This window comes from Lactococcus petauri (assembly GCF_002154895.1).
GTDB classification, from domain to species: Bacteria; Bacillota; Bacilli; order Lactobacillales; family Streptococcaceae; genus Lactococcus; species Lactococcus petauri.
Genome location: NZ_MUIZ01000002.1, coordinates 231,356 through 256,014 on the forward strand (window position 1 = coordinate 231,356; position 24,659 = coordinate 256,014).

Here is a 24,659-nt window from a genome sequence, read left to right on the forward strand (position 1 = left end):
AAATTCCTCTACTCGTGAGGGATTTTATTTATTGTACGGTATTTATGAACATTTGATATGAAAAAATTGATAATAAATTTATACTTTTTTATTTTTGTGCAGAATATGATAGAATAGACTTAACAAATAAAATAGGATAAAAAGGCGGTTTCAAATTTTTGAATCTGTCTTTTTATCGGGTATCGGGGTATAGTTATGAAAAACAAACAATGGATGATTAACCTAGCAATTTCAAACTTATTGCTTGTGTTCTTAGGTGTAGGTCTCGTTATTCCTGTTTTGCCACAACTGAAAGAGCAAATGCATTTTTCAGGAACAACAATGGGAATGATGATTTCGATTTTTGCTATTGCCCAATTGATTGCCTCTCCAATCGCTGGGCATTTATCGGATAAGGTTGGACGAAAAAAGCTCATTGCTTTGGGTATGATTATTTTCGCCTTTTCTGAACTTTTATTTGGTTTAGCACAAGTAAAAGCTCTTTTTTACGTGTCTCGCGCTTTGGGAGGCATTGCAGCAGCTTTATTGATGCCTTCTGTTACAGCATATGTGGCAGATTTGACAACATTAGGCGAACGTGCCAAAGCCATGGGTAAAGTTTCAGCAGCAATCAGTGGAGGATTTATCATTGGTCCTGGTGTCGGAGGATTTTTAGCGACTTTTGGTATAAGGGTTCCTTTTTTTGTGGCTGCACTATTAGCTTTCATCGGATTTATTTTGAGTATGACTGTGTTAAAAGAGCCAGAAAAAACAATGGATATTAATCCTGACACACCAAAAGCATCTTTCTTGGATATCCTCAAAAATCCAATGTTCACATCGCTTTTTGTCGTTATTTTAATTTCTTCGTTTGGTCTGCAAGCCTTCGAATCAATTTATAGCATCATGGCGACAATCAATTTTGGCTTTACTACAAGTGAAATTGCTTTAGTAATTACAGTAAGTGGTATTATCGCCCTTTTCTTCCAACTCTTCCTGTTCGACTGGATTGTTGGAAAGATTGGTGAAATGCATTTGATTCATTTGACCTTCTTTGCAAGTGCGCTCTTTATTGCTATTATTGCTTTCACAGGTAATCGCATCACTGTTGCTATTTCTACATTTGTTGTCTTCCTCGCCTTTGATTTATTTAGACCGGCAGTAACAACTTACTTGTCAAAACACGCAGGAGACCAACAAGGAGCAATCAATGGATTGAATTCAACCTTTACAAGTTTTGGTAATATTTTAGGTCCATTGGCTGCAGGAGTAATGTTTGATATCAATCATTTCTTCCCTTACTATATCTCTGCGATTATCTTGTTTGGTACCGGTGTATTGTCAATGCTTATGAACCGTAAATCGAAAAAAATGAAAAATTAAAAAAGAGTTCTTTACGAAGAACCCTTTTTTATTTGGCACTTGCAAAGATTACCAAGTAAAGTAACGAATCAATTTGAAAATTCCTAAGATAAGAACAACAACACCGAGAAGTGTCCAAAGTGCCATTGCACCCCATAAGGGTGTGAGCAAGAGCATGAAGCCCGCAACGACACTGAGAAGTCCTGAAAGAATTGTCCAAGGTTTAGATGGAGAATATGGAACAAACCCAAAGGAAACAAAGCCTTCAGTAATCCATGTGAATCCAACTAAAATACCAATGATGATAAACAAGGTAGCTGTTGCAGCTGCCAAGTTAATTAAAGAGAAAATCCCCGCAACCAAGTAAACCGTACCTAAAAGAAGATGTCCAAAGCGTGACCACGGATTTTCATTCATCAAGGCAAAGATAGAAACAAGATAAGAAACCCCAATTAAAATGAAGGAAATCCCAATCAAAACTGTTCCAACTTGTGCTGTACGTCCAGGCCAAAACAAAATGAGTAATCCAATAAGTGTGGAAATAAGACCATTAATTCCGACGTTGTTACGTAATTTTTTCGAAAAGTTTTCAGAAAACATATTTATACCCCTTTCTTTTCTGATAATTTAATTATAACTTATTTTGGAGAGAAGTGCCCATAATATATTTGCCTAGTTATTATAATTGACATTCTGAAAAAGGACATTTATACTTAAGGTAAAATGAGAGTCGAAGGAGAAAAAAATGCAAATATCAAGTCGCTTTACGATTGCACTTCATATTTTTGCCTGTATCCATACCTTTGAGGGAGAACATAAGATTACCAGTGATTTTTTGGCTACAAGTATTAATGTAAATCCCGTGATTATTCGAAGAGTATTACAGCAACTGAAAGCTAACGAATTAGTGCATGTTGTACGCGGGAGTGGTGGAGCTGCAATCGCTAAACCAATTGAAGACATTAGTTTATTCGATATTTATAGTGCGGTTGAAGTCATTAATAAAAATGGCTTATTCCATTTTCACGAACATCCCAGCCCTGACTGTTCTGTCGGGAAAAATATCCATCAGGTACTGGATGATAAACTTGATTTAATTCAAAAAGCGATGGAAGACCAAATGAAGGCGATGAGTTTACAAGAAGTAATTACTGATATTGATCATTATGTGGCGATAAATCCTTAAGAAACCAAATCGTTGACATTTAATAAAAGCTTATGTAGAATTAGTTGTAACAAAAAATATTACAACAAAAAAGACATGGAGGTCTAATATGAAATTAGCAGTAGTAGCAGCAAATGGTAAAGCTGGTCGTCTTATTGTACAAGAAGCAGTAGACAGAGGCTTGGATGTAACAGCAATTGTTCGAGGCGAAAACAAAACAGTAGCTCCATCTTCTATCCAGAAAGATTTGTTTGATTTAACTAAAGAAGACATCAAGGATTTTGATGTTATTATCGATGCTTTTGGAACATGGGCAGAAGATAGCTTGGAGCAACATACTACTTCAATCCAACATCTTGCTGATCTTGTTGAAGGTACGGACAAGCGCTTGTTGATTGTTGGTGGTGCCGGAAGTCTTTATCTTAATCCAGAACATGATTTGGCACTTTATCAATCAGAAGGTTTCCCAGATGCTTTCAAACCATTGGCAACAGCTATGTCTGATTCATTAACTGCGTTGAGAAAACGTCAGGATGTGAAATGGACTTATGTAAGCCCTGCTGCAGACTTCCAAGCAGATGGTGAAAAAACTGGAGACTATGTTGTTGCGGGAGAAGAGTTTACGGTTAATGACAAAGGCGAAAGTGTGATTAGTTATGCAGACTATGCGAAAGCGATGATTAATATTGCACTGGAAGGAAATTATGTCGGACAACGTATCAGCGTTTTTCAAAAATAGTAAAATAAGAGGGGTTTTCTCAAGAAAACCCCTCTTATTTTTATATGTAAATTTATGAGCAAATAGTTTGACCTTTACTGACCAAAAGAGTATAATTAAGAGGTAGTAAGAAAAATGAGAAAAATACTACATTACTATGAAATGAATCGAGGTGCATTATGGACATCGAAAAAATGACAACAAGTATGCAAAAATCGCTTTATGAAGCGCAACAAATTGCGCAGACTCGCCATCATCAAGCGATTGAAATTCCACATTTATGGCGAATATTTGTACAACCGAACAGTTTTGCCTTTAATTTTTACAAAGATTCAGAAATTGACATTGAAGAATTTACAAAAGTTATTGAAAAAGAAATAGATAAAATTTCTTCTGTTGAGGGAAGCAATATTACCTATGGTCAAAATATTAGCGCAGATCTCTTTAATTTGTTCAATGCAGCAGATAAGATTGCCAAAGATATGGGTGATGAATATCTCTCAACTGAAATTGTACTCTTGGCCCTTTTTGAGTTAAAGAAAAATCCTTTAACAGAATATCTGGTTAGCCATGGAATGAATAAAGAAAAAACGAAATTAGCAATTGAAAACCTACGAGGAGGTGATAAAGTGACAAACCAAAATGCTGAAGATACATATAAAGCACTTGAAAAATACGGCGTCGACCTTGTTGCTCAAGTGAAATCAGGAAAACAAGATCCTGTAATTGGACGTGATGAAGAAATTCGTGATATTATTCGTGTCTTATCACGTAAAACAAAAAATAACCCGGTTCTAATTGGTGAACCTGGTGTAGGTAAAACAGCCATTGTTGAAGGACTTGCGCAACGTATTGTCCGTAAAGATGTACCTGAAAATCTAAAAGATAAAACAGTATTCTCTTTGGATATGGGGGCACTTATTGCAGGTGCTAAATACCGTGGTGAGTTTGAAGAACGTCTGAAAGCAGTACTGAATGAAGTTAAAAAATCTGACGGACAAATTATTCTCTTTATTGATGAGTTACACACGATCGTCGGTGCTGGTAAGACTGAAGGTTCAATGGATGCTGGTAATCTTTTGAAACCGATGCTTGCACGTGGTGAATTGCATTTAATTGGTGCAACAACTTTGGACGAGTACCGTAAATATATGGAAACAGACAAAGCTTTGGAACGTCGTTTCCAAAAAGTTCTAGTTACTGAACCAACAGTTGAAGATACTATTTCCATTCTGCGTGGTTTGAAAGAACGTTTTGAAATTCACCACGGTGTAACAATCCACGATAACGCATTGGTTGCAGCAGCAACACTTTCTGATCGTTATATTACAGACCGTTTCTTGCCAGATAAAGCGATTGACTTAGTCGATGAAGCCAGCGCAACAATTCGTGTTGAAATGAATTCTCTGCCAACAGAACTCGACCAAGCAAACCGTCGCTTGATGCAGTTGGAAATTGAAGAAGCAGCGCTCAAAAAAGAACGTGATGATGCTTCGAAGAAACGTTTAAATATCATTCGTGAAGAAATTGCAGAACTTCGTGAAGAAAACAATCAACTTAAAGCCCAATGGGAAGCTGAAAAGAAAGAAGTGGGCAATATTTCTGATAAACGGAATGAACTGGAACGTGCACGCCATGAATTAGAAGAAGCACAAAATGAAGGTGACTTTGAAAAAGCAGCGGCCTTACGTTACGGTAAAATTCCAGAAATTGAACAATCACTGAAAGATCTTGAAAGCAAAGCAAAATCAGATGATCTCAGTCTTGTTCAAGAATCTGTCACTGAAGAACAAATTGCGGAAGTTGTGGGCCGTATGACAGGTATTCCTGTGACAAAACTGGTGGAAGGTGAACGTGAAAAACTCCTTCATTTACCAGAAACTCTTCATCAACGTGTAGTAGGGCAAGATGAGGCAGTTGAAGCTGTGTCTGATGCTATTATTCGTGCTCGAGCAGGAATTCAAGACCCTAATCGTCCTTTAGGTTCCTTCCTTTTCTTAGGACCTACAGGTGTTGGTAAGACAGAGTTAGCTAAAGCCTTGGCCGAAAATTTATTTGACTCCGAAGAACACATGGTTCGTATTGACATGAGTGAATATATGGAAAAACACAGTGTATCCCGTCTTGTCGGAGCTCCTCCAGGATATGTTGGTTATGATGAAGGTGGTCAACTGACAGAAGCTGTGCGCCGTAACCCATATACAATTATTTTGTTGGACGAAATTGAAAAAGCTCACCCAGACGTCTTCAATATCTTGTTGCAAGTCTTGGATGACGGCCGTTTGACGGATTCAAAAGGCGTTTTGGTCGACTTCAAGAATACTGTTTTGATTATGACATCAAATGTCGGATCACAATATTTGCTAGACAATGTTGATGATCAAGGTGAAATATCTGAAGAAACAACTGAAGAAGTGATGAAACAATTGCGGATGCATTTCAAACCAGAATTCCTCAACCGTATTGATGATACTATTCTCTTCAAACCATTGTCATTGAATAATATTAAAAATATTATTGTGAAGATGACCGGTCAATTGACACAACGTCTTGAAGAAATGTCTGTTGAACTAGAACTTAGTGAAGAAGTCAAAGCATGGATTGCAGAAAATGCTTATGAACCAGCTTATGGTGCACGTCCATTAAAACGTTACTTGACAAAAGTTATTGAAAATCCACTTGCTAAATTAATTATTGCAGGTAAAATTCCACCAAAAACTAAAGTTCTTGTCAAACTTGTCGACAATAAAATTGACTTTGATATCTTACCCATCGAAGAATAATTGAAGAAAAAGAGAAAAGCCCGCGTTATCTCGGGCTTTTTGTATATAAAAATAGTATTTTGTCGAAATTTACAGATAATTCTTGACAACTTATAGCTTTTAGATGTAAAATATAAACACGATATATAGGAGGAGTCAATCATGGAAAAAACTTTCTTTATTATTAAACCTGACGGCGTTCAACGTGGTCTTGTAGGTGAAATATTGAAACGAATCGAGCAGCGTGGTTTTCAGCTAGAAAAACTAGAGCGACGTTCTGCTCCAAATGGAGACTTGATTGACAAGCATTACGAAGCATTAGTTGATAAAGATTTTTATCCAAGTATTCGTAGTTATATGACTTCTGGACCAGTAGTTGTTGGTGTGATATCTGGTGTAGAAGCTATTTCTTGCTGGCGCACAATGATGGGGACAACTAATCCTAGTCAAGCTCAACCAGGGACTATTCGTGGAGATTTTGCTCAATCACCTGAAAAAGGTAAAGCCATTAAAAATATTGTCCATGGATCAGACTCACCGGAATCTGCAGAGCGAGAAATAGCACTCTGGTTTTCATAAACAGAAATAACGTCAAGGACAAAGGCTTTCCATGGAAGTTTGAGCGACAAAGCTCCAAACATTAAAGGGAAGTCTTTTTTTGTTTGCTATTTTATTCAAGGAGAAGAATATGAAAGAATTTTGGGGACTTCATCCGACCATTAAAATTAGGTTAGTGATGAATTTTTTAGGAGCACTATGCTTTAGTACAGTTGGTGGCTCCATGACAATTTACTATAATAAATATATGGGTGCTGGTATCACAGGACTCTTGCTTATTGTGAGCTCTATTATGGTTTTTTTGGTTGGCCTTTATGCGGGACATTTGACAGATTTAAAAGGTCGTCGGCCTGTCATGCTTTTTTCAACTGCAGTAACTGCAGTTGGAGCAGCACTGGCAACTTTTTCTAACTCGGGATTTTACTTTAATCCTTGGACAACCTTTTTCGGATTTTTAATCGTGAATTTTGGTTTTGGCTTTTTTAATACAGCCAGTCAAGCGATGATTGTTGATTTAACAACAAGTGAAAACCGGAGAACAGTCTACAGTATTCAATACTGGATTATCAATTTTGCTATTATGATTGGTTCGGGACTTTCTGGCTGGTTTTTCCGTGATTATTTGGTCTGGCTTTTGCTGGTGATCACTATTGAAGAAATTTTGAGTTTTGTCGTTGTCTTGTTTTGGATTGATGAGTCTTTTGACCCGCATCAAGAACATCAAAAGAAAGCGCCAAATATTATAAAAGCTTATTTCTTTGTGGCTAAAGACAGCATCTTTATGTCTTATTTATTTGCTTCGGTTTTTATTGCGATGATTTTTAATCAAATTGACTATTACTTGCCAGTACATCTAAGTGACAGTTTCTCAACAACACGAATTTTAGGGTTGGAACTTTATGGTCAACGGATGTTGACACTTTTCCTATTGATCAATACCTTGATTATCGTACTCTTTATGAGTAAAATGAATCAACTAACTAAAAATTGGTCGCGGAGCACAGGGATTACATTAGGAATTTTTCTCCAAGGTTTAGGTTTTATTATTGCCTTTTTAGGTCATAATTTAAGCTGGGAAGTTACAGCAGCAGTAGTTGCTACTTTGGGCGAAATGATTCTTGTACCTTTCTCTCAAGCTTTGAGAGCCGACTTGATGGAAGGTGATCATGTTGGGACTTATACGGGCGCCTTTTCAGTGACTCAGCCAGTCGCTTCCGTACTCTCAGGTGTTTTGGTTTCGCTGTCAGCACTCTATGGGAATATTGGCATGGCTATATTTATGGGAATAATTATCCTTTTAAGTATCCTTCCCTCACTGCGGGCTATTCGAATGCATGAAGCCTCATAGAATTTTAAAACGGTCCATGTTATAATAAAAAACAAAGGAGTAAAAATAATGTCAGAAGGAATTATTGCTCAAAAAATTGTTTCTACCCATGTAAACGTATAAATAAAATTTACATGGGAGAATAACAAGTGAAAGAAAACAAATATAATAATCAAGAATTTTTTTCAAAATATGCTCAAATGGAGCGTTCAAAATCAGGGTTAGAAGCTGCTGGGGAATGGTCAGAGCTACGAAATATTTTACCTGATTTTCAGAACAAAAAAGTTTTGGACCTTGGCTGTGGATATGGTTGGCACTGCAAATATGCTGTTGACAATGGAGCATCTTATGTCTTAGGCACAGATATTTCGAGTAAAATGCTGGAAAGAGCGACAAGTAAAAACTCAGATGAGAAAATAACTTATCAATGCATCGCTATGGAGGACTTATGTCTTGAACCGGATTCTTTTGATGTGGTTCTGAGCTCATTAGCCTTACATTACATTGAAGATTTGCCCATGCTTTTTTCCAACATATACATGTGCTTAACTACGGGCGGTCAGTTTGTGTTTTCGGTAGAACATCCTCTTTTTACTGCATCTGGCCTGCAAGATTGGATTTATGATGCAAAAGGGAAAAAAGAGTACTTTCCTGTAGACAATTATTTCTACGAGGGAAAACGTAAGGTGTCCTTCTTAGGAGAAGAAGTAACTAAATATCATCGAACTTTAACCACATATCTCAACACATTGCTACAACTTGGCTTTGAACTTCAACATGTGATTGAACCTCAGCCACCTAAACAAATGCTTGTATTTGAAGAAATGCATGATGAGCTGAGACGCCCGATGATGTTGATTGTTTCTGCAAGGAAAAAATAAAGAAAAGCTAGGAATAATTATTCCTAGCTTTTGATTTTCACACAGGAGGATTGTTTGTATGACGTAGTATGTGGTATACTAAAGAAATAGAAAAAATTAGAAAAGGTATTTTATGTCAGCCGTTAGTTTCATAGCTGTAATGTTGATTGGGGTCATTGCGGCAAATGTAATCAAAGAATTTTTCCCAAAAATATCTGAAACCTTTATTTTGATCGGAGTAGGAATTCTTCTGAGTTTCTTACCAGAGTTTAGGCATTTTGAGTTGGAGCCAGAGTTTTTCATGATGTTAATTATTGCACCTTTAATGTTTAATGAAGGCAGTAAAACATCTTTGAAAGAAGTTAGAAAAAATTTCAGAGGAATATTCTTTCTCTCCATTACTTTAGCTGTTGTAACTGTACTCTTTGTTGCAGCATTGACCACAAATATTATGGGCAGCTGGATTTTCCCCTTGGCAATTTGTTTTGCTGCTATTGTTACGCCAACAGACTCTGTTGCTGTTAAATCTATTATTGCGGGTAAAAAAATGCCACAAGGCGTAAATGAAGCTGTCGAGTTTGAATCTCTTTTCAATGATGCATCAGGTTTGGTCCTCTTAAGTTTGGGGCTTTCGGTGCTGGAAAGTGGTCATTTTAGTATTTGGAGAGGACTTGGCCAGTTTGCTTTTGTTTCCATTGGGGGAATACTTATTGGATTAATTGTCGGGACTTTCTTAGTTCGTATTCGCATTGCGATTAATCTTCGGGCAACAAATCCAGAAGCGACGATTATTCCGATTTCTATTTTAACGCCTTTTGCTCTTTATTTGCTTGCTGAGCATTTTGGCACCTCTGGAGTACTTGCAGTTGTTGCTGCAGGATTAATCCATAATTTTGAAGGCGATATGCTTAAACTTACGTCGACCAATGTTCAACTCACCAATAATACCATCTGGGAAATACTGAGTGGGATTCTCAACAATTTTGTCTTTATTTTATTAGGAGTAAGTCTCTTTGGTATTTGGGATATCTTTAAATCATTGGGCTTAGAAGAAGCTGTTATACTCTTCTTTATCAGTGCTTTGGTTTACGTGCTGATGTTATTTATACGAAAATTTTGGACTAATCAAAGAGGTAATCGTTCTATCGAACATTTCTTCTCAAACGATAAGAAAGAGCGCGGTAAAGACTCCACTATTTTTGCTCTATCAGGAGCACACGGAACAATGACATTGGCAATGGCCTTCTCTTTACCTCTGAATACTGCTATTTTGAGCACTGAGAATAGAGAGATTATTATTAGTATGGCAACAATAGTCATTTTGCTCAGCCTTATTGTGCCTACCTTTATCTTGCCTAAACTCTTGTCACCAATGAAAGCTGCAAGTTCAGACGACATTGATAGTGTTCGAAATGATATGGTTGACTATGCTATTTTACATATGATGCAAGTGATAGAGGACAGTAAGGTGCGCAGTAGCTTAACAAAGCAATTGCAATCACAAAAAGGTTTGCAAATTCCTGATCATAATAAGAGTAGTCGACTCTTAGAAAACATTGTGACCTGGCAAGAAGCATTTTTGGATAGTTCAGATATTCAAGAAAATTTTTCAGCGAAAGCTATTGACTACTTCAGAATTTACTTGGAGAATAGCAGCAAGCGTGCCATGAGTAAAAAAATTAGAAGAATGTTTTCGAGAAGAAGTCGATTACGTGGAGCTGATCAAAGTGAGATGCAAGAATTCATAGCCGTAAGAAATGAACTTGGGCATTTAGAGGATGTTCTTTATGAGGCCACAATGGAAAAATTAAATCGTCTTGAAAGAGAACGATTTGAGAAGAAGGTTACTGATTTCAGCGACATTGAAGAAGTGAAGCGAGTCTTCGAAAATAGACATTACCGTATGCGAAATGAAATTCAAGAAGAAACAATCGTGCCTAACGAACTACTTATTGAAGCTTTCCAACTTGAATATCAGTATGTACTGGATCAGGTGAAATCGGAAACTATCTCAAAAGAAACAAGCAACAAACTCTTTAAAGAAATCAATAACGCGCAAGTTTTACAACTACAAAATCAATAAAAAGCCTTAAGGCTTTTTTATAATAACTTTCGCTTAAGAAAAGTACTGTAAAATAAAAAATAATAATTAAATTTAAAATGTCTTTGTGACAGACGGCCGTTTATAAGTTGCTCACAGATAAGGGGAGATTATGGTTTCAAGAAGATCAAAAAGAAATAAAAAAGGAATTTTGAGAAGATTAATTGGTTTTCTTGTGGGGCTTATTATCGTGCTTGCGCTTTTTGTGGGAGGTCTTGTTTTGCTTGGGCGTTATGCAATTGCCAATAATACGGATAATCTTCTGTCGAAAGTTATTCCCTATTCAGAAAGTTTGACTGATGCTTCAGGAAATATTGCTCCAGCCAGTCCAGAAGCGATTGTCTCAACACTGAATCAAAATGCCAGCAATATTGTGAGTCGTTCGCAAGGTTTTATTGATTCGGCCCAAGCCACAACAGATGGACAGACAGTAAAATATACAGTAAGTTCCTCTAAAATGAATGGCTTCTTATCTCACAGCATCTTAGCAACAAATGGTGATCAGATAGAAAAAGTTGCCGATAAAGTTTTAGAATCAATGAAAGCTTCTGGGGTAAATCATCCTCAACTTGTTGTGAATCTTACCGATGATCAAGGCAAAACAATTCAAACTATTGATTATAGATAAAGAGAGCAAAAAGTTTCTTGACCTGAGCAAGAGGCTTTTTACTCTCTTTAATTTTATGTTATAATGAGAAAAAATGAGAAAGTAGGCCCCAATTTATGGAATATCAATTGAGCTCAACATCAGCTTTTCCACTTGTACATGTTACTCTGCAAGATAAGGAAGAAATTCAGATTGAGTCAGGAGCAATGGTTTACCACAACCCTTCAGTTACGCTTGAAGGTAAGATGAATAGCAATGGGAGAGGTGGTATTGGTGGCGCCTTGAAAGCTCTTGGGCGCTCAATAACAAGCGGTGAAAGTTTCTTTATCACTAAGGTCAAATCAAGCAGTGCTAATGGTCAAATCACTTTGGCGCCAGCTACTCCGGGTGCTGTGAAAGAACTTAATATTGGTCAAGAACAATGGCGTTTGAATACAGGGGCCTTCCTTGCAAGTGATGGCGATGTTCACTATACGATGGAACGACAAAAACTAAGTGGAGCTCTTCTTGGTGGCACTGGTGGTCTCTATGTTATGGAAACACAAGGAAGTGGCCGTATGTTAGTTAATGGCTATGGTGATATTGTCGAAATTGAATTAGATGGTACAGAAGAATATATCGTGGACAATCATCACGTCCTTGCATGGAGCAAAACGCTTGATTATTCAATCGAAGTCGCTTCTGGAACTTTTGGTTTTAAAACTGGTGAAGGGCTTGTCAACAAATTTAAAGGTCGTGGTAAAATCATGATTCAAAGCCGTAATATGGAGGCTTTTGCTGAGTCAATCATCCCTTTCTTACCAAGTAATGGTTAAATAAAAAGAGCTATCGGTGATAGCTTTTTTTATGTTTATGAATCTGATATTTTTTGATTAAGCAGTGAGAGTTTTCTATTGCCTCGGTAGAGTTCAAATATAGTCCAAATGAGTAAAGCAATTACTAAAACAATAAGTAGAATTGCGGTTCCATCTGCAAGATAGGCAAGATTCTTAGGAAATAGACTTTCAATTTGATCTGGTAGACCAATAAGATTAAGGTAAGTCAACGCAATGACAGAGAACCAACCAAAGAGTTGAACAATCCAATTGTTTTTAAATTTACCCATTTCATTTTTACTATTTGTAAGCATTAGAAGAGGAATAATGGAGAAGGGCAGTGCAAATGCAAGAAAGACTTGCGAATTATTCATGAGATTGTTAATGGCTTCATGCTGTGCTTTTAGACTGTAGCCACGTGTCATCGTAACACAAATCAAGACAGGAACGACAGATAGTAAGCGCGTGATTAGACGACGCGCCCACATTGGCATCCGCATATGGATAAATCCTTCCATTATGATTTGTCCTGTTAAAGTCCCCGTGATTGTCGAATTTTGCCCAGAAGCCAGTAAAGCTACGGCAAATAAGGTAGATAAAGCACCTGTCTTAGCAACATCCGCGAGTACACCATTACTTAATAAATCTGGTGTCGAAAGGGCATCGTAAAGGCCAAAAAATGAAGGGTCATCAATGACACCTGTCTTAAATACAGCAACACCCATAATGAGCAAAAGCGAATTAACAACAAAAGCTAAACTCAATTGGATATTAGAATCCCAAGTTGAAAAACGAACAGCTCGAGCGATATCTTTATCGTCATCATGGTCAATTTTACGACTTTGTGAAATTGAAGAATGGAGATAGAGATTATGTGGCATTACAGTTGCCCCGATGATACCAAGAGCTCCCGTTAAAGGTGTCATTCCTGCAATAGAAGGGGAAGTAGCAAAGGTCCGTGTATTTGGAATAAAGCCTTCCACAATTCCTTTCCAATCGGGATTAGACAAAGCAACTTGATAGGTGAAAATAAATAAAATCACTAATATTAGACACACAACAAGAGCTTCAATCTTTCTAAAACCTACTTTTGTGAGGAGCAAGAGTAAAAAGACATCAAAAACCGTAATGAAGACCGCTAGAATAAGCGGAATATCGAAAAGTAAATACAGTGCGATTGCTGCACCAATAACTTCTGCAATGTCTGTTGCCATAATCGCAAGCTCTGTAAGTACCCATAGGATGATTCCTAAAGTTTTGCTGGTACGTGCACGGATAGCTTGGGCGAGGTCCATCTGGCTAACAATCCCAAGTTTTGCTGACATGTACTGAAGGAGCATAGCAATTAGGCTTGACATCAAAATGACAGAGATCAATAAATATTGAAAATTTTGTCCACCTGTGATTGAGGTTGACCAGTTTCCCGGATCCATGTAACCCACAGCCACTAAAGCTCCAGGTCCTGAATATGCAAGAAGTGTCCTAAAAAATTTACCATCTTTTGGAACTTTTACTGTGCCGTTAATCTCTTGAAGAGACTTTCCGTTTGTATGATAAATCAACTTATGTGGTTGATTTTTAAAATCATTCATTTTTACCTTCTCTAAGTTGAACTATACTCAACATTGTTTTTTAATATTACTGTTAATATAAGAGAAAATGTCTAGGTGTTTTCGTTTTCTAAAGCAGAAGCAACGGTTCCAGTTCTTTGCATTAGTAAGATTTTTTCTTGTAAAAATTGAGGAATAACCGAAACTTGGCCATTGTCCTCTTTCAGAATAATTGATCCATCCTGAAGCCGCTCAATAATCTGAATAAAGTGCGGGATGTTAATGTTTAACTTTTCAAAGAAGGCTTGTGCTTCCTCGTTTAAAGTCGTGATATAGTAACTTTTGTTTTCCTCAGCTTGCTTGAGCGGAATTTCTACTTTATTTTTTTTCCAAAACACTTCTGAAGGAATGGTTGAACCATGTGGATCAACAGCAGGATAATCTAATAAAGCATAGAGGTATTCCACAAGCTTTGGCGAAGAGGCGTGTTCTAAATTTTCAGCTTCATCATGAACTTCCTCTGTAGAATAGCCAAGTTTGTCCACTAAGAAACTTTCCCAAACACGATGACTTTTAATAATAAAGCGAGCCTGAACATTGCCTTGCTCTGATAAATTTACACCACGATATGGTGCATAGTCTACAAGTTGTTTTTTTGCTAATCTTTTAATCATTTCAGTTGCACTAGGCGCAGCAACAGATAATTTTTTTGCAATAAGTTGTATACTGACAGCTGAATCATCTCCCGCACGTTCCAAGGTATAAATAGCCTTAAGATAATCCTGCTCATTTTTTGTTAGTTTTAACACCTGAGTTTCTCCTTATATTATAACAAGAACATTATAGCACGTCCTTATTTATTTTTCAATAATACAAGGGTAACCTAATGAGGAGGATATTTGCAAATGCAAATTAAAAAGCCACAAACATTTTTAAATTTGTGGCTTTTTAATCGCTTTAGTTCTTTTTGAGATGAATATCAAGTGCAAATTTGGTTTGGTTACTGATAAAGTAGGATTTAGAAAATTCAAAAGCATGTCCTTTTTGGTCGTAAGCAGTTTGCTCAATAACGAGGACGGGCGAATGACGTTCAATCTCCAAATTTTTGCTCACTTCCTCATCGGCTTGATCGGCGTAAATGACACGTTTAGCATCTACTAACTGTAGTTTTGCTTCCTGTCCCAGATAGTCATAGACAGAGCCTTCTAAGATTTCTTCGGTGATGGGAGCGATATAACTTGGCATGACAACATGTTCAAAACTATACGCTTTGCCATTCAAAATACGAAGACGTTTAAATTCGTAAACTGGATCTGTTTTATTCAATAGAAGATGCTTTTGCTCTTCTGTTGAAGGTAAACGCGCATCAAAAAAGAGTATTTTACTTTTAATCTCTTGATCACGATGCGAATAAGTTACACCAATCGGTAAATCTAAAGGTAGAAGCTCTGTGGTTTCTTCCACTCTCGGACGAATATAAGTTCCGGAGCCTTGTTTACTAAAGATTAAGCCTTCGTTTTCTAATAAAGTGAGAGATTTTTTTAAAGTAATACGTGACACATTATACTTTTCAGCAAAGAATTCTTGTGTAGGGAGAAGCGTTCCCGCTCGATAATGGTTGGTCAGGATGTCTCGTTTGATGTCAGCGTAAATTTCACGGTATTTGTACAATTTGTATACCTCGATTTTTATAATTTGTATATATATTATATAACATTTTATATGATTTGTCTACATTAATTTTGTATTCGTCTTTACAAATTTTAAAAAATTGTATATAATAAAAAACGGAAGCGGTTTCTTTTTGATGGAAGTGGCTTCTAAAAAAAGAAAAAGGAAGTGCGTATTATGAAAATTGATGTGCAGAAGTTTCAAGAACCATTACTAAAAGTATCTGCTTGGGTGGAGCGGAATACGATTTTACAGGCCATTAAAAATGCCTTTGTAAGGACAATACCGTTCACGGTTGTAGGTTCCTTCTCTAATCTGATCAAAATGCAGCTTGATGCCCTTATTAAAAACCAAGATATTCATAATGCTTTATTGACGAATATCAGTAATCTGTTTGGTTATATCGGAAATGCGACCTTAGGTATTGTTGCACTTATTGTGGTCTTTTCTTCAGCATATTCTTATGCTTTCGAGCTCAAAAGAAATGAAAAAAACAGCCAACTTAATCCAATCATTGCAACTTTGCTAGCCTTTGCAGCATATTTCGTGATGGTACCCAATAACGTTAATTATTTGGATCCGAAAGCGGATATTGTTGAAGGTTTTTCAACCTCATTTTTCAGCTATGAAGGGATGTTTACTGCCCTCATCGTTGGTTTAATTGCCGTAGCTTTATTTGCACGATTTACACGAAGTAAATTTACAATCAAAATGCCCGGCAATGTGCCACAAAATGTATTTGATTCTTTCTTCTCATTAATTCCGATTAGTGGTGTATTGTTAATCTTTGGCGCAATTCGGATTGCCCTACAATCCTTGGGTTATGTGTCATTACTGCAAATGATTTCTGAAGTACTTATTAAGCCTTTGCTAACAGTAGGTACAGGATTACCTGCCATTCTCATCGTTATTCTACTCCAACAAATCTTATGGTTCCTCGGCCTTCATGGTTTCAATATCGTTTGGGGTGTCGTATCAGCTTTCTGGCTCCCTATTTTCTTAGAAAATGTAGCAAAATTTGCTGAAACACAAAGTTTTGCTGGCATTTCTATTGCGCCAAATACAATGACCAACGTATATGCCATGATTGGTGGTTCAGGTGCGACCTTTGGTTTAATTATCGCGATGCTTATCTTTACTAAGAAAGGCGAAAAAGAACGTGAAGTGGCAAAACTTGCTTTAATACCTGGATGTTTTGGGATAAATGAACCGGTTATCTTCGGCCTTCCTATCGTTCTTAATCCGTTAATGTTTATCCCCTGGGTGCTTGTCCCAATGATTAACGCTGTTATCGCTTATATTGTAACATCGATTGGCTGGGTTGTTCCTCTGGTCGTCCTGAATTCTGGAAATGAACCTATCTTTATCAGTACCTGGGTTTTAGGAGCCTTCCATATTAGTCCGGTTATATTGACTCTTGTTTTGGTTGTCTTAGACATTGTTTTATATGCTCCTTTTGTAATTCTTAACCAAAAACAAGAACGTGCTGAACAAGCAGCAATGCTCAGTGCAGAATAGAATTTAAATAAGAAATAGAGGAAAGTACCCATGAAAAAAGTATATACTGTTGCACATACTCACTGGGATTTTGAATGGTATTTTACAAGACAAGAAGCACGTGTGCAATTTATTTTTCACATGGATGAAGTTTTAGAAGCTTTGGAAAGTAATCAGTTGGATTTTTATACTTTAGATGGTCAAATGTCAATTGTCGAAGATTATCTCAGTCTCTTTCCTGAAAGAGAAAAACAGCTGAAAAAATTTGTCCAGGCGGGCAGACTCTTTGTCGGACCTTGGTTCACACAAATTGATGAAATGACAACTTCTGGGGAATCAATAGTAAGAAATCTACGTATTGGTATTCGTGAAGCAGAAGAACTAGGCAGCGCTATGAGAATTGGCTACTTGCCAGATTCTTTTGGTCAAAGTCAAGACATGCCGAAAATCTATCATGGCTTTGATATCCAACATGCCCTTTTTTGGCGCGGGATGCCGAATGAAGCGAACACACGCTACTTTTATTGGTCAAGTAATGATGGTTCAAAAGTACTGACAGCCAATATTAAAAATGGTTACTATGCGGGAGTTGATTTAGTAGAAAAGAATGATTTTTCAGACCTTGTTGAAAGAATATCAACACATACAAATAGCAACGCACATCTTTTACCGGTGGGAGGAGATCAGCGTGCAGTTGATTTTAATTTAAAAACAAGGATCGATAAGGCAAATCAAGAAATTGAAGAATCAACAGTGTTTATTGAAAGTAACTACCCGCAATTTTTCAAGGCACTCGAAAAAGATGCCCAAGAATTTCTAGATATCAAGGGCGAGTTTATTGAGCCAATAGATTCCAAAATTCACCGTGGTATTTATTCATCACGTTATGACTTAAAACAAGTCTATGATCAACTGGAGCGTCTCTTAACTTATCAGTTAGAACCAATGTCTGTTTTAGCTGCACGTTATGGCATTCCTGTTAAACAAGGTCTAATAGATAGCCTGTGGAAGATAGTAAGCCGCGGTCAAGCACACGACAGTGCTGGTGGTTGTAATAGTGATAAAACCAACCGGGATATCTATATGCGTGGGATAAATGGCCTACAGGAAGCTCAGTCTTGTATGGACTACTTGCTCAGAAAATTAACTATTTCACTAAATAGGAATCAAGAAGACAGTCTTTTCATGTGGAATCCTCTTCCTTTTGAGCTTAAAGTGATAAAGAAAGTCAAACTTTCTACACAAAATAAACATTTTTCACTCACTGACGACAGAGGAGAGAAGGTAGCTTTTGAGATTATTGAGCAAGTAACAGAAAATGCAGCATTACTTCGCAGAAATCCTGAGGAAATGCTTGATGAATCTTACTATGTTAGTACAATAGCAGTAGAATGCACTTTACCAGCCATGGGCTATGTACATTATCATGTTAGTGCCGAGGAAGAAAAGCCTCAAACACTGCTAAAGGCAACAAGGATTGAAAATGATTTTTATCAGATTGAGTTTACCGAGGGGAAGTTCAATCTTTACCTTAAGAAGAACGGAAAAAAATATTTAGATTTTCTATCTTTTGAAGATGGAGGAGATGAAGGAGATACCTACGATTATTCACCAGCCTTTGCGGATTGGATCTTAAATCTGAATTTTAATAACAGTCAAACTTCTCATGTGGAACAAGGAAAATTACTAAGTCGAATAATTGTAGAAGGCGAATGGAAACTTCCTTATAACCTGGCATCACGGAAAGAACGACAACTTGATGGACAGGTCACATATATATTAACTTTAGAGCTTAATAAGCAGGATAATCGGATTGAGCTTAGACTAAATGTGAATAATCAAGTGCTTGATCATCGTTTACGCCTAGTACTTAAAACAGATGTTCAGTCTGAGTTTTCGACCAGCGATACACCTTTTGGTATTATCAATCGACCGATTGAAGAAAAGCACTTGCAAGATTGGCGAGCAAGAGGATATAAAGAAGAACCCACAAGCATGCGTCCGATGATTCACTTCGCCAATCTTCATGATACGAAGACCAGTTGGAGTTTCTTAAGTAAAGGAACAAAAGATTTCCAAGTTCTTGATAAGGATCAGCAAGAGCTTGCTATTACGATATTTAGAGGTGTTGGTTACCTAGGAAGACCAGATACACAAAGACGACCAGGAGATGCTTCTGGTTTGCAAACCAGAGAGGTTGAAACACCTGATAGCCAACTTTTAGGAGATGTTTTCTTTGAAGGAAATATCGTGATAGACACTGATTTTGATGCTGCAGTTCTCCAAAATCAATACCTACTCACTACACAGGAAAATATATATTACCAAACACAGACAATCAATCGTTTTAGCACACCAATAGAATATTTCCCTATAAACAAGAAGAAGCTAGAATTAAAAGAGCAACAGGTAATAGCTTTAGCAAACAGTGAAGTAGCCTTCAGCAGCATGGAAACTAGTATCGATCAAAGAGGAATACAACTACGGCTCTATAATCCCTGTGATACTGCCCAAGATATGCCGGGAATCATCAAACTTCAAGAGCCAGCAACAATTAAGCTGTTAAACTTGGAAGGTAAAATTATTGGCAATCTTGAAGATTCTGCCGAAGAGCTCATAATGGAAGAATTTAGACCAGGTGAAATTAGAACTTATGGTATCTTTTTCAAAAAATAGTAGGAGGACAAAGGAGTTGATAAAACAAGAAGAGTTAATCTCCAAGATTAAAAAACATGCAGAGACAATTCGTCTATGGGATGACCGAGCTACATCACTTTTTCAAGATGCCATAGTGGATACTATTTCAAACACCGTTTCAGTACGTGAAAATGGGGAAATATTTGTGGCCACAGGTGATATTCCGGCAATGTGGTTAAGAGATTCTACCTTTCAAATACTCCCATATTTGGAAATGGCGGATTCTATTCCGGAGATAATATCTTTGGTTCACGGTGTGTTGAGGCAACAATTACGCTATATTAATCATGACCCTTATGCCAATGCTTTTAATAAAGAACCAACAGACAATCACTATAGTCAAGATGTCTCTAATGTTCAAATATCGCCTTTAGTCTGGGAAAGAAAATTTGAGATTGACTCCTTGTGTGCACCGTTATTCCTGGCTTATCAACTCTACAAGCATACAGGCTATAGCGAACACCTTAAGGAAGATTATTGGGCAACAGTTGAACTTGTTCTCGACACTTTTATTACGGAGCAACATCATGAAAGCTCAGACTATATTTTTAAAAGAACAAATTGCCCGCCATCCGATACACTATCTCATGAAGGACGTGGAGAACCAATTGGTTATACAGGTATGGTCTGGAGCGCCTTTAGACCGAGTGATGATGCGTGTAAGTACGGTTATTTTATTCCAGGAAATTGCTTTATCTTAGTGGTTTTGGGTCAACTTCTAGAGCTGCTTCCGGAGCATCACTCTACAAGATTAAAAAGAAAAATAAAGAAACTTCAAGAAGAAATAACAGAAGGAATTCAAACTTATGGTCTAGTTTCGTCTGAAAAAAATCCTTATTATGCCTATGAGGTTGATGGTTTAGGTAAACAACTCTTTATGGATGATGCAAATGTGCCAAGTCTAATTTCCTTGCCTTTCCTCGGCTATTGTGAAACAGAAGATCCGCTTTATACAAAAACGAGAGAAAAATGCTTAAGTGAAGAAAATCCTTATTATTATGTGGGACAATATTTGCATGGCATCGGTAGCCCACATACGCCGCCACGTTATGTATGGCCAATAGCTTTAGCTATGGAAGGATTGACAACAAACGATATAGACAAAATGAAAAAACAGATAGAGACAATCGTTGCCACAGATGGAGGAACTGGCCAGTGCCATGAGGGGATTGATGTGGACAATCCAAATAATTACACTCGCGAATGGTTCTCTTGGTCAAACATGACCTATTGTCAATTAGTTTTTCGGTACTTAAAGTTTAGTCAAAACAAATAAAATTTTTAAAAATGTTTTCTTAAGGAGGAGGCAAGATGAAAAAAATGAAACGCTATATTTTGGGTTTGCTTACAGTTGGACTTGGTATGCTTATTTTTGGTCCAATCTCTGCGCAGGCACAAGAAGACAGCCAGCAAGCGAAAACTATGGTCTACTACCGTGCATGGCGTGATAAGGAAATGAAAGGTGTCAATACCAGCCTTACAGACGAAAATTGGTTAAGCATGGATGATATTCCTTATGGAATTGATATTGTCAATGTTTTTAGCTATGTCCCTCAAGGTCAAGAAGATGCCGCTGCCCCCTTTTTTGAAAAGCTTAAAAAGTCTTATGTCCCCAACTTACATACTCGAGGTGTAAAGTTGACTAAGGCAATAGATTATTCAGAGCTTTTAAAAATTCCATATGCAGGCAACTTTCCAACCCCAGAAGAATTTGATGCTTATGCGAATCAATTGTTAGACGAGCATGTACGCCAATACGGACTTGATGGCTTAGATATTGACATGGAAACGTATCCAAGTACTACAGATATTGCTCTGTCAAATGGTGTTATTCGAGCATTATCAAAATATATTGGGCCTCTAGCAAAGAACGGAACTGTATTTGTTTATGATACCAATGGTTCCAATCTCAATCCTTTGAAAGACGTTGCTGACAGTTTTACATATCTTGGTTACCAACAATATGGGTCAGATGACACACGCACAGCCAGAGCAATAAAAGATTATACCGGGGTAATTCCAAAAGAACAATTTATGCCTGGTTTAGCCTTTCCGGAAGAGCAAGACCGTAATAGATGGTACGATGCTAAAGAACCTTACGAAGAAAGTAATATTTACAAAGTAGCAAAATATACAGCAGAAAATAAACTGTATGGCATGTTTCTTTATGCCTTAGACCGTGATGGAAGAACATATAACAATTTTGATCTAAATCATATTGTGCCTTCTAACTTCCTTTGGACGAAAACAGCCATTTTACAGGCCAAAGGCTTTACTCTCCAAGAGACAAAAAATATAGCACTACATCATTGGAAGCGTGTTGGACAAGGAGCAGAGAATTATCAAACTGTTTTAAATAGGATTAATCAAGCTCAGTCAATTTATGAAGTTAATAAAGTCTTGCTTGGATCAAGCGATAACTTTGCCAATGACGGTGTAAGTCCTCAATATGACCCAATGTATGAATTACAACTCATGAAGTAGACTTTCGTTATTGAATAAAAAATAGATGAGATTCTAGGAAATTTTACTTTTTCTAGGGTCTATTTTTGAAAAAGTATAAATCCTTCTATTTGAGAAGAAGGAAAGTAGAAGGAGCAGAACAATGAAAATAGAATTTCCAAAAGATTTTTGGTGGGGGGCAGCGACAAGTGGTCCACAAACTGAAGGACGTTTCAAGAAAAAACACGACAATGTTTTTGATTATGACTTTGATCATTTTAGTGAACGATTTTGGGGCTCAATTGGTCCAGATACTGCTAGTAATTTTTACAATGATTTCGAAGAAGATATCCGTTTGATGCAGAAAGCTGGACTCAACAGTATTAGAACAAGTATTCAGTGGTCCAGACTTATTGAGGATTTTGAGACTGGGAAGACTAATCCTCAAGCAGTGGCGTTTTATAACCGCGTAATCGATACTTTCTTAGCTGCCGGGATTCGGCCCATGATGAACTTACATCACTTTGATCTGCCTGTAGAGCTTCTCCATAAATATGGCGGATGGGAAAATAAAAAAGTGGCGCTACTCTTTGCTCAGTTTGCGGAGCAATGTTTCCGCTTATTTGGCGACCGAGTAACGGAGTGGTTTACACATAATGAGCCAATAGTAGTTGTTGAATGTGGCTATCTTTTAGGTTTCCATTATCCCGACCTTAAAGATGGTAAAAAAGCAGTTCAAGTTGCCTATAATCTGCAGTTAGCTTCCAGTTTAGCGATTGAAAGATTTAGAAAAATTAATAAGAATGCCCAAGCTCAGATTGGGATCATTCTCAACTTAACGCCTAATTATGCTAAGGACGAGGAAATAGAGAATCTCAGAGCGGCTCACTTTGCTGATTTATGGCAAAACCAACTGTTTTTAGATGCTTCAGTAAAAGGACATTTCCCACAAGAACTCGTCAATATTTTAGAGCGTGATGGTGTATTGTGGGAAAGCACTACTGAAGAGCTTGAGGTGATAAAGCACAATACGGTGGATTTTTTAGGCGTCAATTATTACCACCCAAGTCGTGTCCAAGAGCCAGAGTTTTCAAGTGACAGTTTGGCTCAGGATTGGTTACCTGAAAAATATTATGCATCCTTTAACAAAAGAGGCGTGCGTATGAATGCAGACAGAGGCTGGGAGATTCACCCGCAGACGATTTATAAAATAGCAAAAACGATACAAAATGACTATAATAACATTCCTTGGTTCATCTCCGAAAATGGAATGGGTGTTGAAAATGAAGCGCGTTTTGAGGATACAAGTGGTGTTATCCAAGATGATTACCGTATTCAATTTATGACGGAACATCTTTACTATTTACACCAAGCAATGGTCGAAGGTTCAGCTTGTTTAGGTTATCATACATGGACACCAATAGATTGCTGGAGTTGGCGTAATTCCTATAAAAACCGCTATGGACTAATTTCTCTCGATATTCACAGACAAATCAAGAAACTAAAAAAATCAGCACATTGGTATCGTAAAGTTTCAGAAAGCTCAAGTGTTGATATTGAAGAAGCACTGTTACAAAAACTGAAAGAGGATAAATAATGGCACTGATAACAATTGATGTTGGTGGAAGCAGCATTAAATATAGTCTTTTCTCTGAAGGGAAATTAGGAGAAGTCAAGTCGAAACAAACCCCCGATAATCTCGAAGATTATTACAGCTGTCTGAAGGATATTGTGAGTGAAATGAGACAAGAGAGGACAAATATTACTGGTGTTGCGATGAGCTCTCCTGGAGCGGTGAATCAATCAACAGGCTATATTGAAGGATTCAGCGCATTGCCTTATATTCACGGCTTTAATATCCAACACGCGTTAGAAGAAAAGTTAGGCTTAACTTTGACTATTGAAAATGATGCCAATTGTGCTGCTCTTGCCGAAGTTGCTTTTGGAGCAGCAAGGCATCTAAAAAATGTACTTTTTCTAGTACTTGGCACAGGAGTAGGTGGAGCTGTTGTTCTCAATGGAAAAATTCATCACGGGAAACATCTTTTTGGTGGTGAATTTGGTTTTATGTTGATGGATGAAAAACATACTTTTTCGGAACTGGGAACAGCAGTAAACATGGCAAAGCGTTACAATCAACGGTGTAGTACAAATGTGACAGGACAAGAAGTCTTTAGACGAGCAATACAGGAAAAGGATATTCTTGCACAAGAGGAGATGGATCGCTTTACATTTAATGTTGCTAAAGGTATTTATAATCTCCAGTATGCTTTTGATCCTGAACTCATTGTCATTGGTGGGGCAGTTTCACAAGCGGAGTGGCTGGTTGCAGAACTTAACAAACAGCTGAACAAAATAATTAAGACTTTAGAAATACCGCCTTTTTTGCCTGAGATTAAGGTTTGCCACTATCGAAACTCAGCCAATCTCATAGGTGCAGCCGTAAATTTTCAACAAAATAAGAGATAAATAAAAGACATAGAAAACTATGTCTTTTTTAATAGAAGCATTAAATTTGATTATATACCCTATAGGGTATATAATGGTG

Annotated in this window: 20 protein-coding genes; 16 read left to right on the top strand and 4 right to left on the bottom strand. The window is 37.2% G+C overall.

Annotated features, from left to right (window positions below; translation table 11 throughout):
* The first annotated feature begins 195 nt into the window (after positions 1-195).
* Positions 196-1,362, top strand: a complete 1,167-nt coding sequence (locus BZZ03_RS03795) for an MFS transporter (RefSeq protein WP_017369318.1) — start codon at positions 196-198, stop codon at positions 1,360-1,362.
* 48 nt (positions 1,363-1,410) lie between these two features.
* On the opposite strand, the gene BZZ03_RS03800 is transcribed toward BZZ03_RS03795, so the two are convergent.
* Positions 1,411-1,941 carry an HdeD family acid-resistance protein gene (locus BZZ03_RS03800; RefSeq protein ID WP_014024733.1) on the bottom strand — a complete coding sequence of 177 codons (531 nt, stop codon included), beginning with the start codon at positions 1,939-1,941 and terminating at the stop codon, positions 1,411-1,413.
* Between the two features lie 145 nt (positions 1,942-2,086).
* On the opposite strand from BZZ03_RS03800, the gene BZZ03_RS03805 reads away from it, so the two are divergent.
* The 9 genes from BZZ03_RS03805 (at position 2,087) to BZZ03_RS03845 (ending at position 12,254) form a co-directional block, all read left to right on the top strand.
* Positions 2,087-2,527, top strand: a complete 441-nt coding sequence (locus tag BZZ03_RS03805; RefSeq protein WP_019335830.1) for an Rrf2 family transcriptional regulator — start codon at positions 2,087-2,089, stop codon at positions 2,525-2,527.
* A gap of 88 nt (positions 2,528-2,615) precedes the next feature.
* Entirely contained in the window at positions 2,616-3,245 is a 630-nt protein-coding gene (locus BZZ03_RS03810; RefSeq protein WP_061413129.1) for an SDR family oxidoreductase, read from the top strand.
* Between the two features lie 158 nt (positions 3,246-3,403).
* Positions 3,404-6,007, top strand: a complete 2,604-nt coding sequence (clpB, locus tag BZZ03_RS03815) for an ATP-dependent chaperone ClpB (RefSeq protein ID WP_061413128.1) — start codon at positions 3,404-3,406, stop codon at positions 6,005-6,007.
* Positions 6,008-6,148: 141 nt separating this feature from the next.
* Positions 6,149-6,565: a nucleoside-diphosphate kinase gene (gene ndk / locus BZZ03_RS03820; RefSeq protein ID WP_019335827.1), complete on the top strand. Its 417-nt coding sequence runs from the start codon at positions 6,149-6,151 to the stop codon at positions 6,563-6,565.
* A 109-nt stretch (positions 6,566-6,674) separates the two neighbouring features.
* Positions 6,675-7,892, top strand: coding sequence for an MDR family MFS transporter (locus BZZ03_RS03825; protein ID WP_019293348.1), 1,218 nt, complete (start codon positions 6,675-6,677; stop codon positions 7,890-7,892).
* A 128-nt stretch (positions 7,893-8,020) separates the two neighbouring features.
* Complete coding sequence (locus BZZ03_RS03830) at positions 8,021-8,752, top strand: class I SAM-dependent methyltransferase (protein ID WP_086582559.1); 732 nt, start codon at positions 8,021-8,023, stop codon at positions 8,750-8,752.
* A gap of 112 nt (positions 8,753-8,864) precedes the next feature.
* Positions 8,865-10,814: a cation:proton antiporter gene (locus BZZ03_RS03835; protein WP_019293346.1), complete on the top strand. Its 1,950-nt coding sequence runs from the start codon at positions 8,865-8,867 to the stop codon at positions 10,812-10,814.
* 130 nt (positions 10,815-10,944) lie between these two features.
* Positions 10,945-11,460 (top strand): hypothetical protein, encoded by a 516-nt coding sequence (locus tag BZZ03_RS03840; RefSeq protein WP_019293345.1) that lies wholly within the window; start codon positions 10,945-10,947, stop codon positions 11,458-11,460.
* 95 nt (positions 11,461-11,555) lie between these two features.
* On the top strand, positions 11,556-12,254 hold the full coding sequence (locus BZZ03_RS03845) for a TIGR00266 family protein (protein ID WP_019292312.1): 699 nt from the start codon (positions 11,556-11,558) through the stop codon (positions 12,252-12,254).
* 35 nt (positions 12,255-12,289) lie between these two features.
* On the opposite strand, the gene BZZ03_RS03850 is transcribed toward BZZ03_RS03845, so the two are convergent.
* The 3 genes from BZZ03_RS03850 to BZZ03_RS03860 all read right to left on the bottom strand — a co-directional run bounded on the left by BZZ03_RS03850 (position 12,290) and on the right by BZZ03_RS03860 (position 15,475).
* Entirely contained in the window at positions 12,290-13,846 is a 1,557-nt protein-coding gene (locus BZZ03_RS03850; protein WP_086582560.1) for an Nramp family divalent metal transporter, read from the bottom strand.
* Between the two features lie 71 nt (positions 13,847-13,917).
* Positions 13,918-14,613: a metal-dependent transcriptional regulator gene (locus BZZ03_RS03855; protein ID WP_019292310.1), complete on the bottom strand. Its 696-nt coding sequence runs from the start codon at positions 14,611-14,613 to the stop codon at positions 13,918-13,920.
* Positions 14,614-14,761: 148 nt separating this feature from the next.
* Positions 14,762-15,475, bottom strand: coding sequence for a GntR family transcriptional regulator (locus BZZ03_RS03860; RefSeq protein WP_061413122.1), 714 nt, complete (start codon positions 15,473-15,475; stop codon positions 14,762-14,764).
* 177 nt (positions 15,476-15,652) lie between these two features.
* Between BZZ03_RS03860 and BZZ03_RS03865 the strand changes: the two genes are divergently transcribed.
* The 6 genes from BZZ03_RS03865 (at position 15,653) to BZZ03_RS03890 (ending at position 24,580) form a co-directional block, all read left to right on the top strand.
* Positions 15,653-16,993, top strand: coding sequence for a PTS sugar transporter subunit IIC (locus tag BZZ03_RS03865; RefSeq protein ID WP_019293899.1), 1,341 nt, complete (start codon positions 15,653-15,655; stop codon positions 16,991-16,993).
* 30 nt (positions 16,994-17,023) lie between these two features.
* Positions 17,024-19,648 (top strand): glycoside hydrolase family 38 N-terminal domain-containing protein, encoded by a 2,625-nt coding sequence (locus tag BZZ03_RS03870; RefSeq protein ID WP_086582561.1) that lies wholly within the window; start codon positions 17,024-17,026, stop codon positions 19,646-19,648.
* Positions 19,626-20,945, top strand: a complete 1,320-nt coding sequence (locus BZZ03_RS03875; protein WP_086582562.1) for a glycoside hydrolase family 125 protein — start codon at positions 19,626-19,628, stop codon at positions 20,943-20,945. Before BZZ03_RS03870 ends, BZZ03_RS03875 begins: the two co-directional genes overlap by 23 nt.
* A 35-nt stretch (positions 20,946-20,980) precedes the next feature.
* Positions 20,981-22,153 (top strand): EndoS/ChiA family endoglycosidase, encoded by a 1,173-nt coding sequence (locus BZZ03_RS03880; RefSeq protein WP_086582563.1) that lies wholly within the window; start codon positions 20,981-20,983, stop codon positions 22,151-22,153.
* A 121-nt stretch (positions 22,154-22,274) separates the two neighbouring features.
* Complete coding sequence (locus BZZ03_RS03885; protein WP_086582564.1) at positions 22,275-23,708, top strand: glycoside hydrolase family 1 protein; 1,434 nt, start codon at positions 22,275-22,277, stop codon at positions 23,706-23,708.
* Positions 23,708-24,580, top strand: coding sequence for an ROK family protein (locus tag BZZ03_RS03890; RefSeq protein ID WP_086582565.1), 873 nt, complete (start codon positions 23,708-23,710; stop codon positions 24,578-24,580). Before BZZ03_RS03885 ends, BZZ03_RS03890 begins: the two co-directional genes overlap by 1 nt.
* Positions 24,581-24,659: the final 79 nt, after the last annotated feature.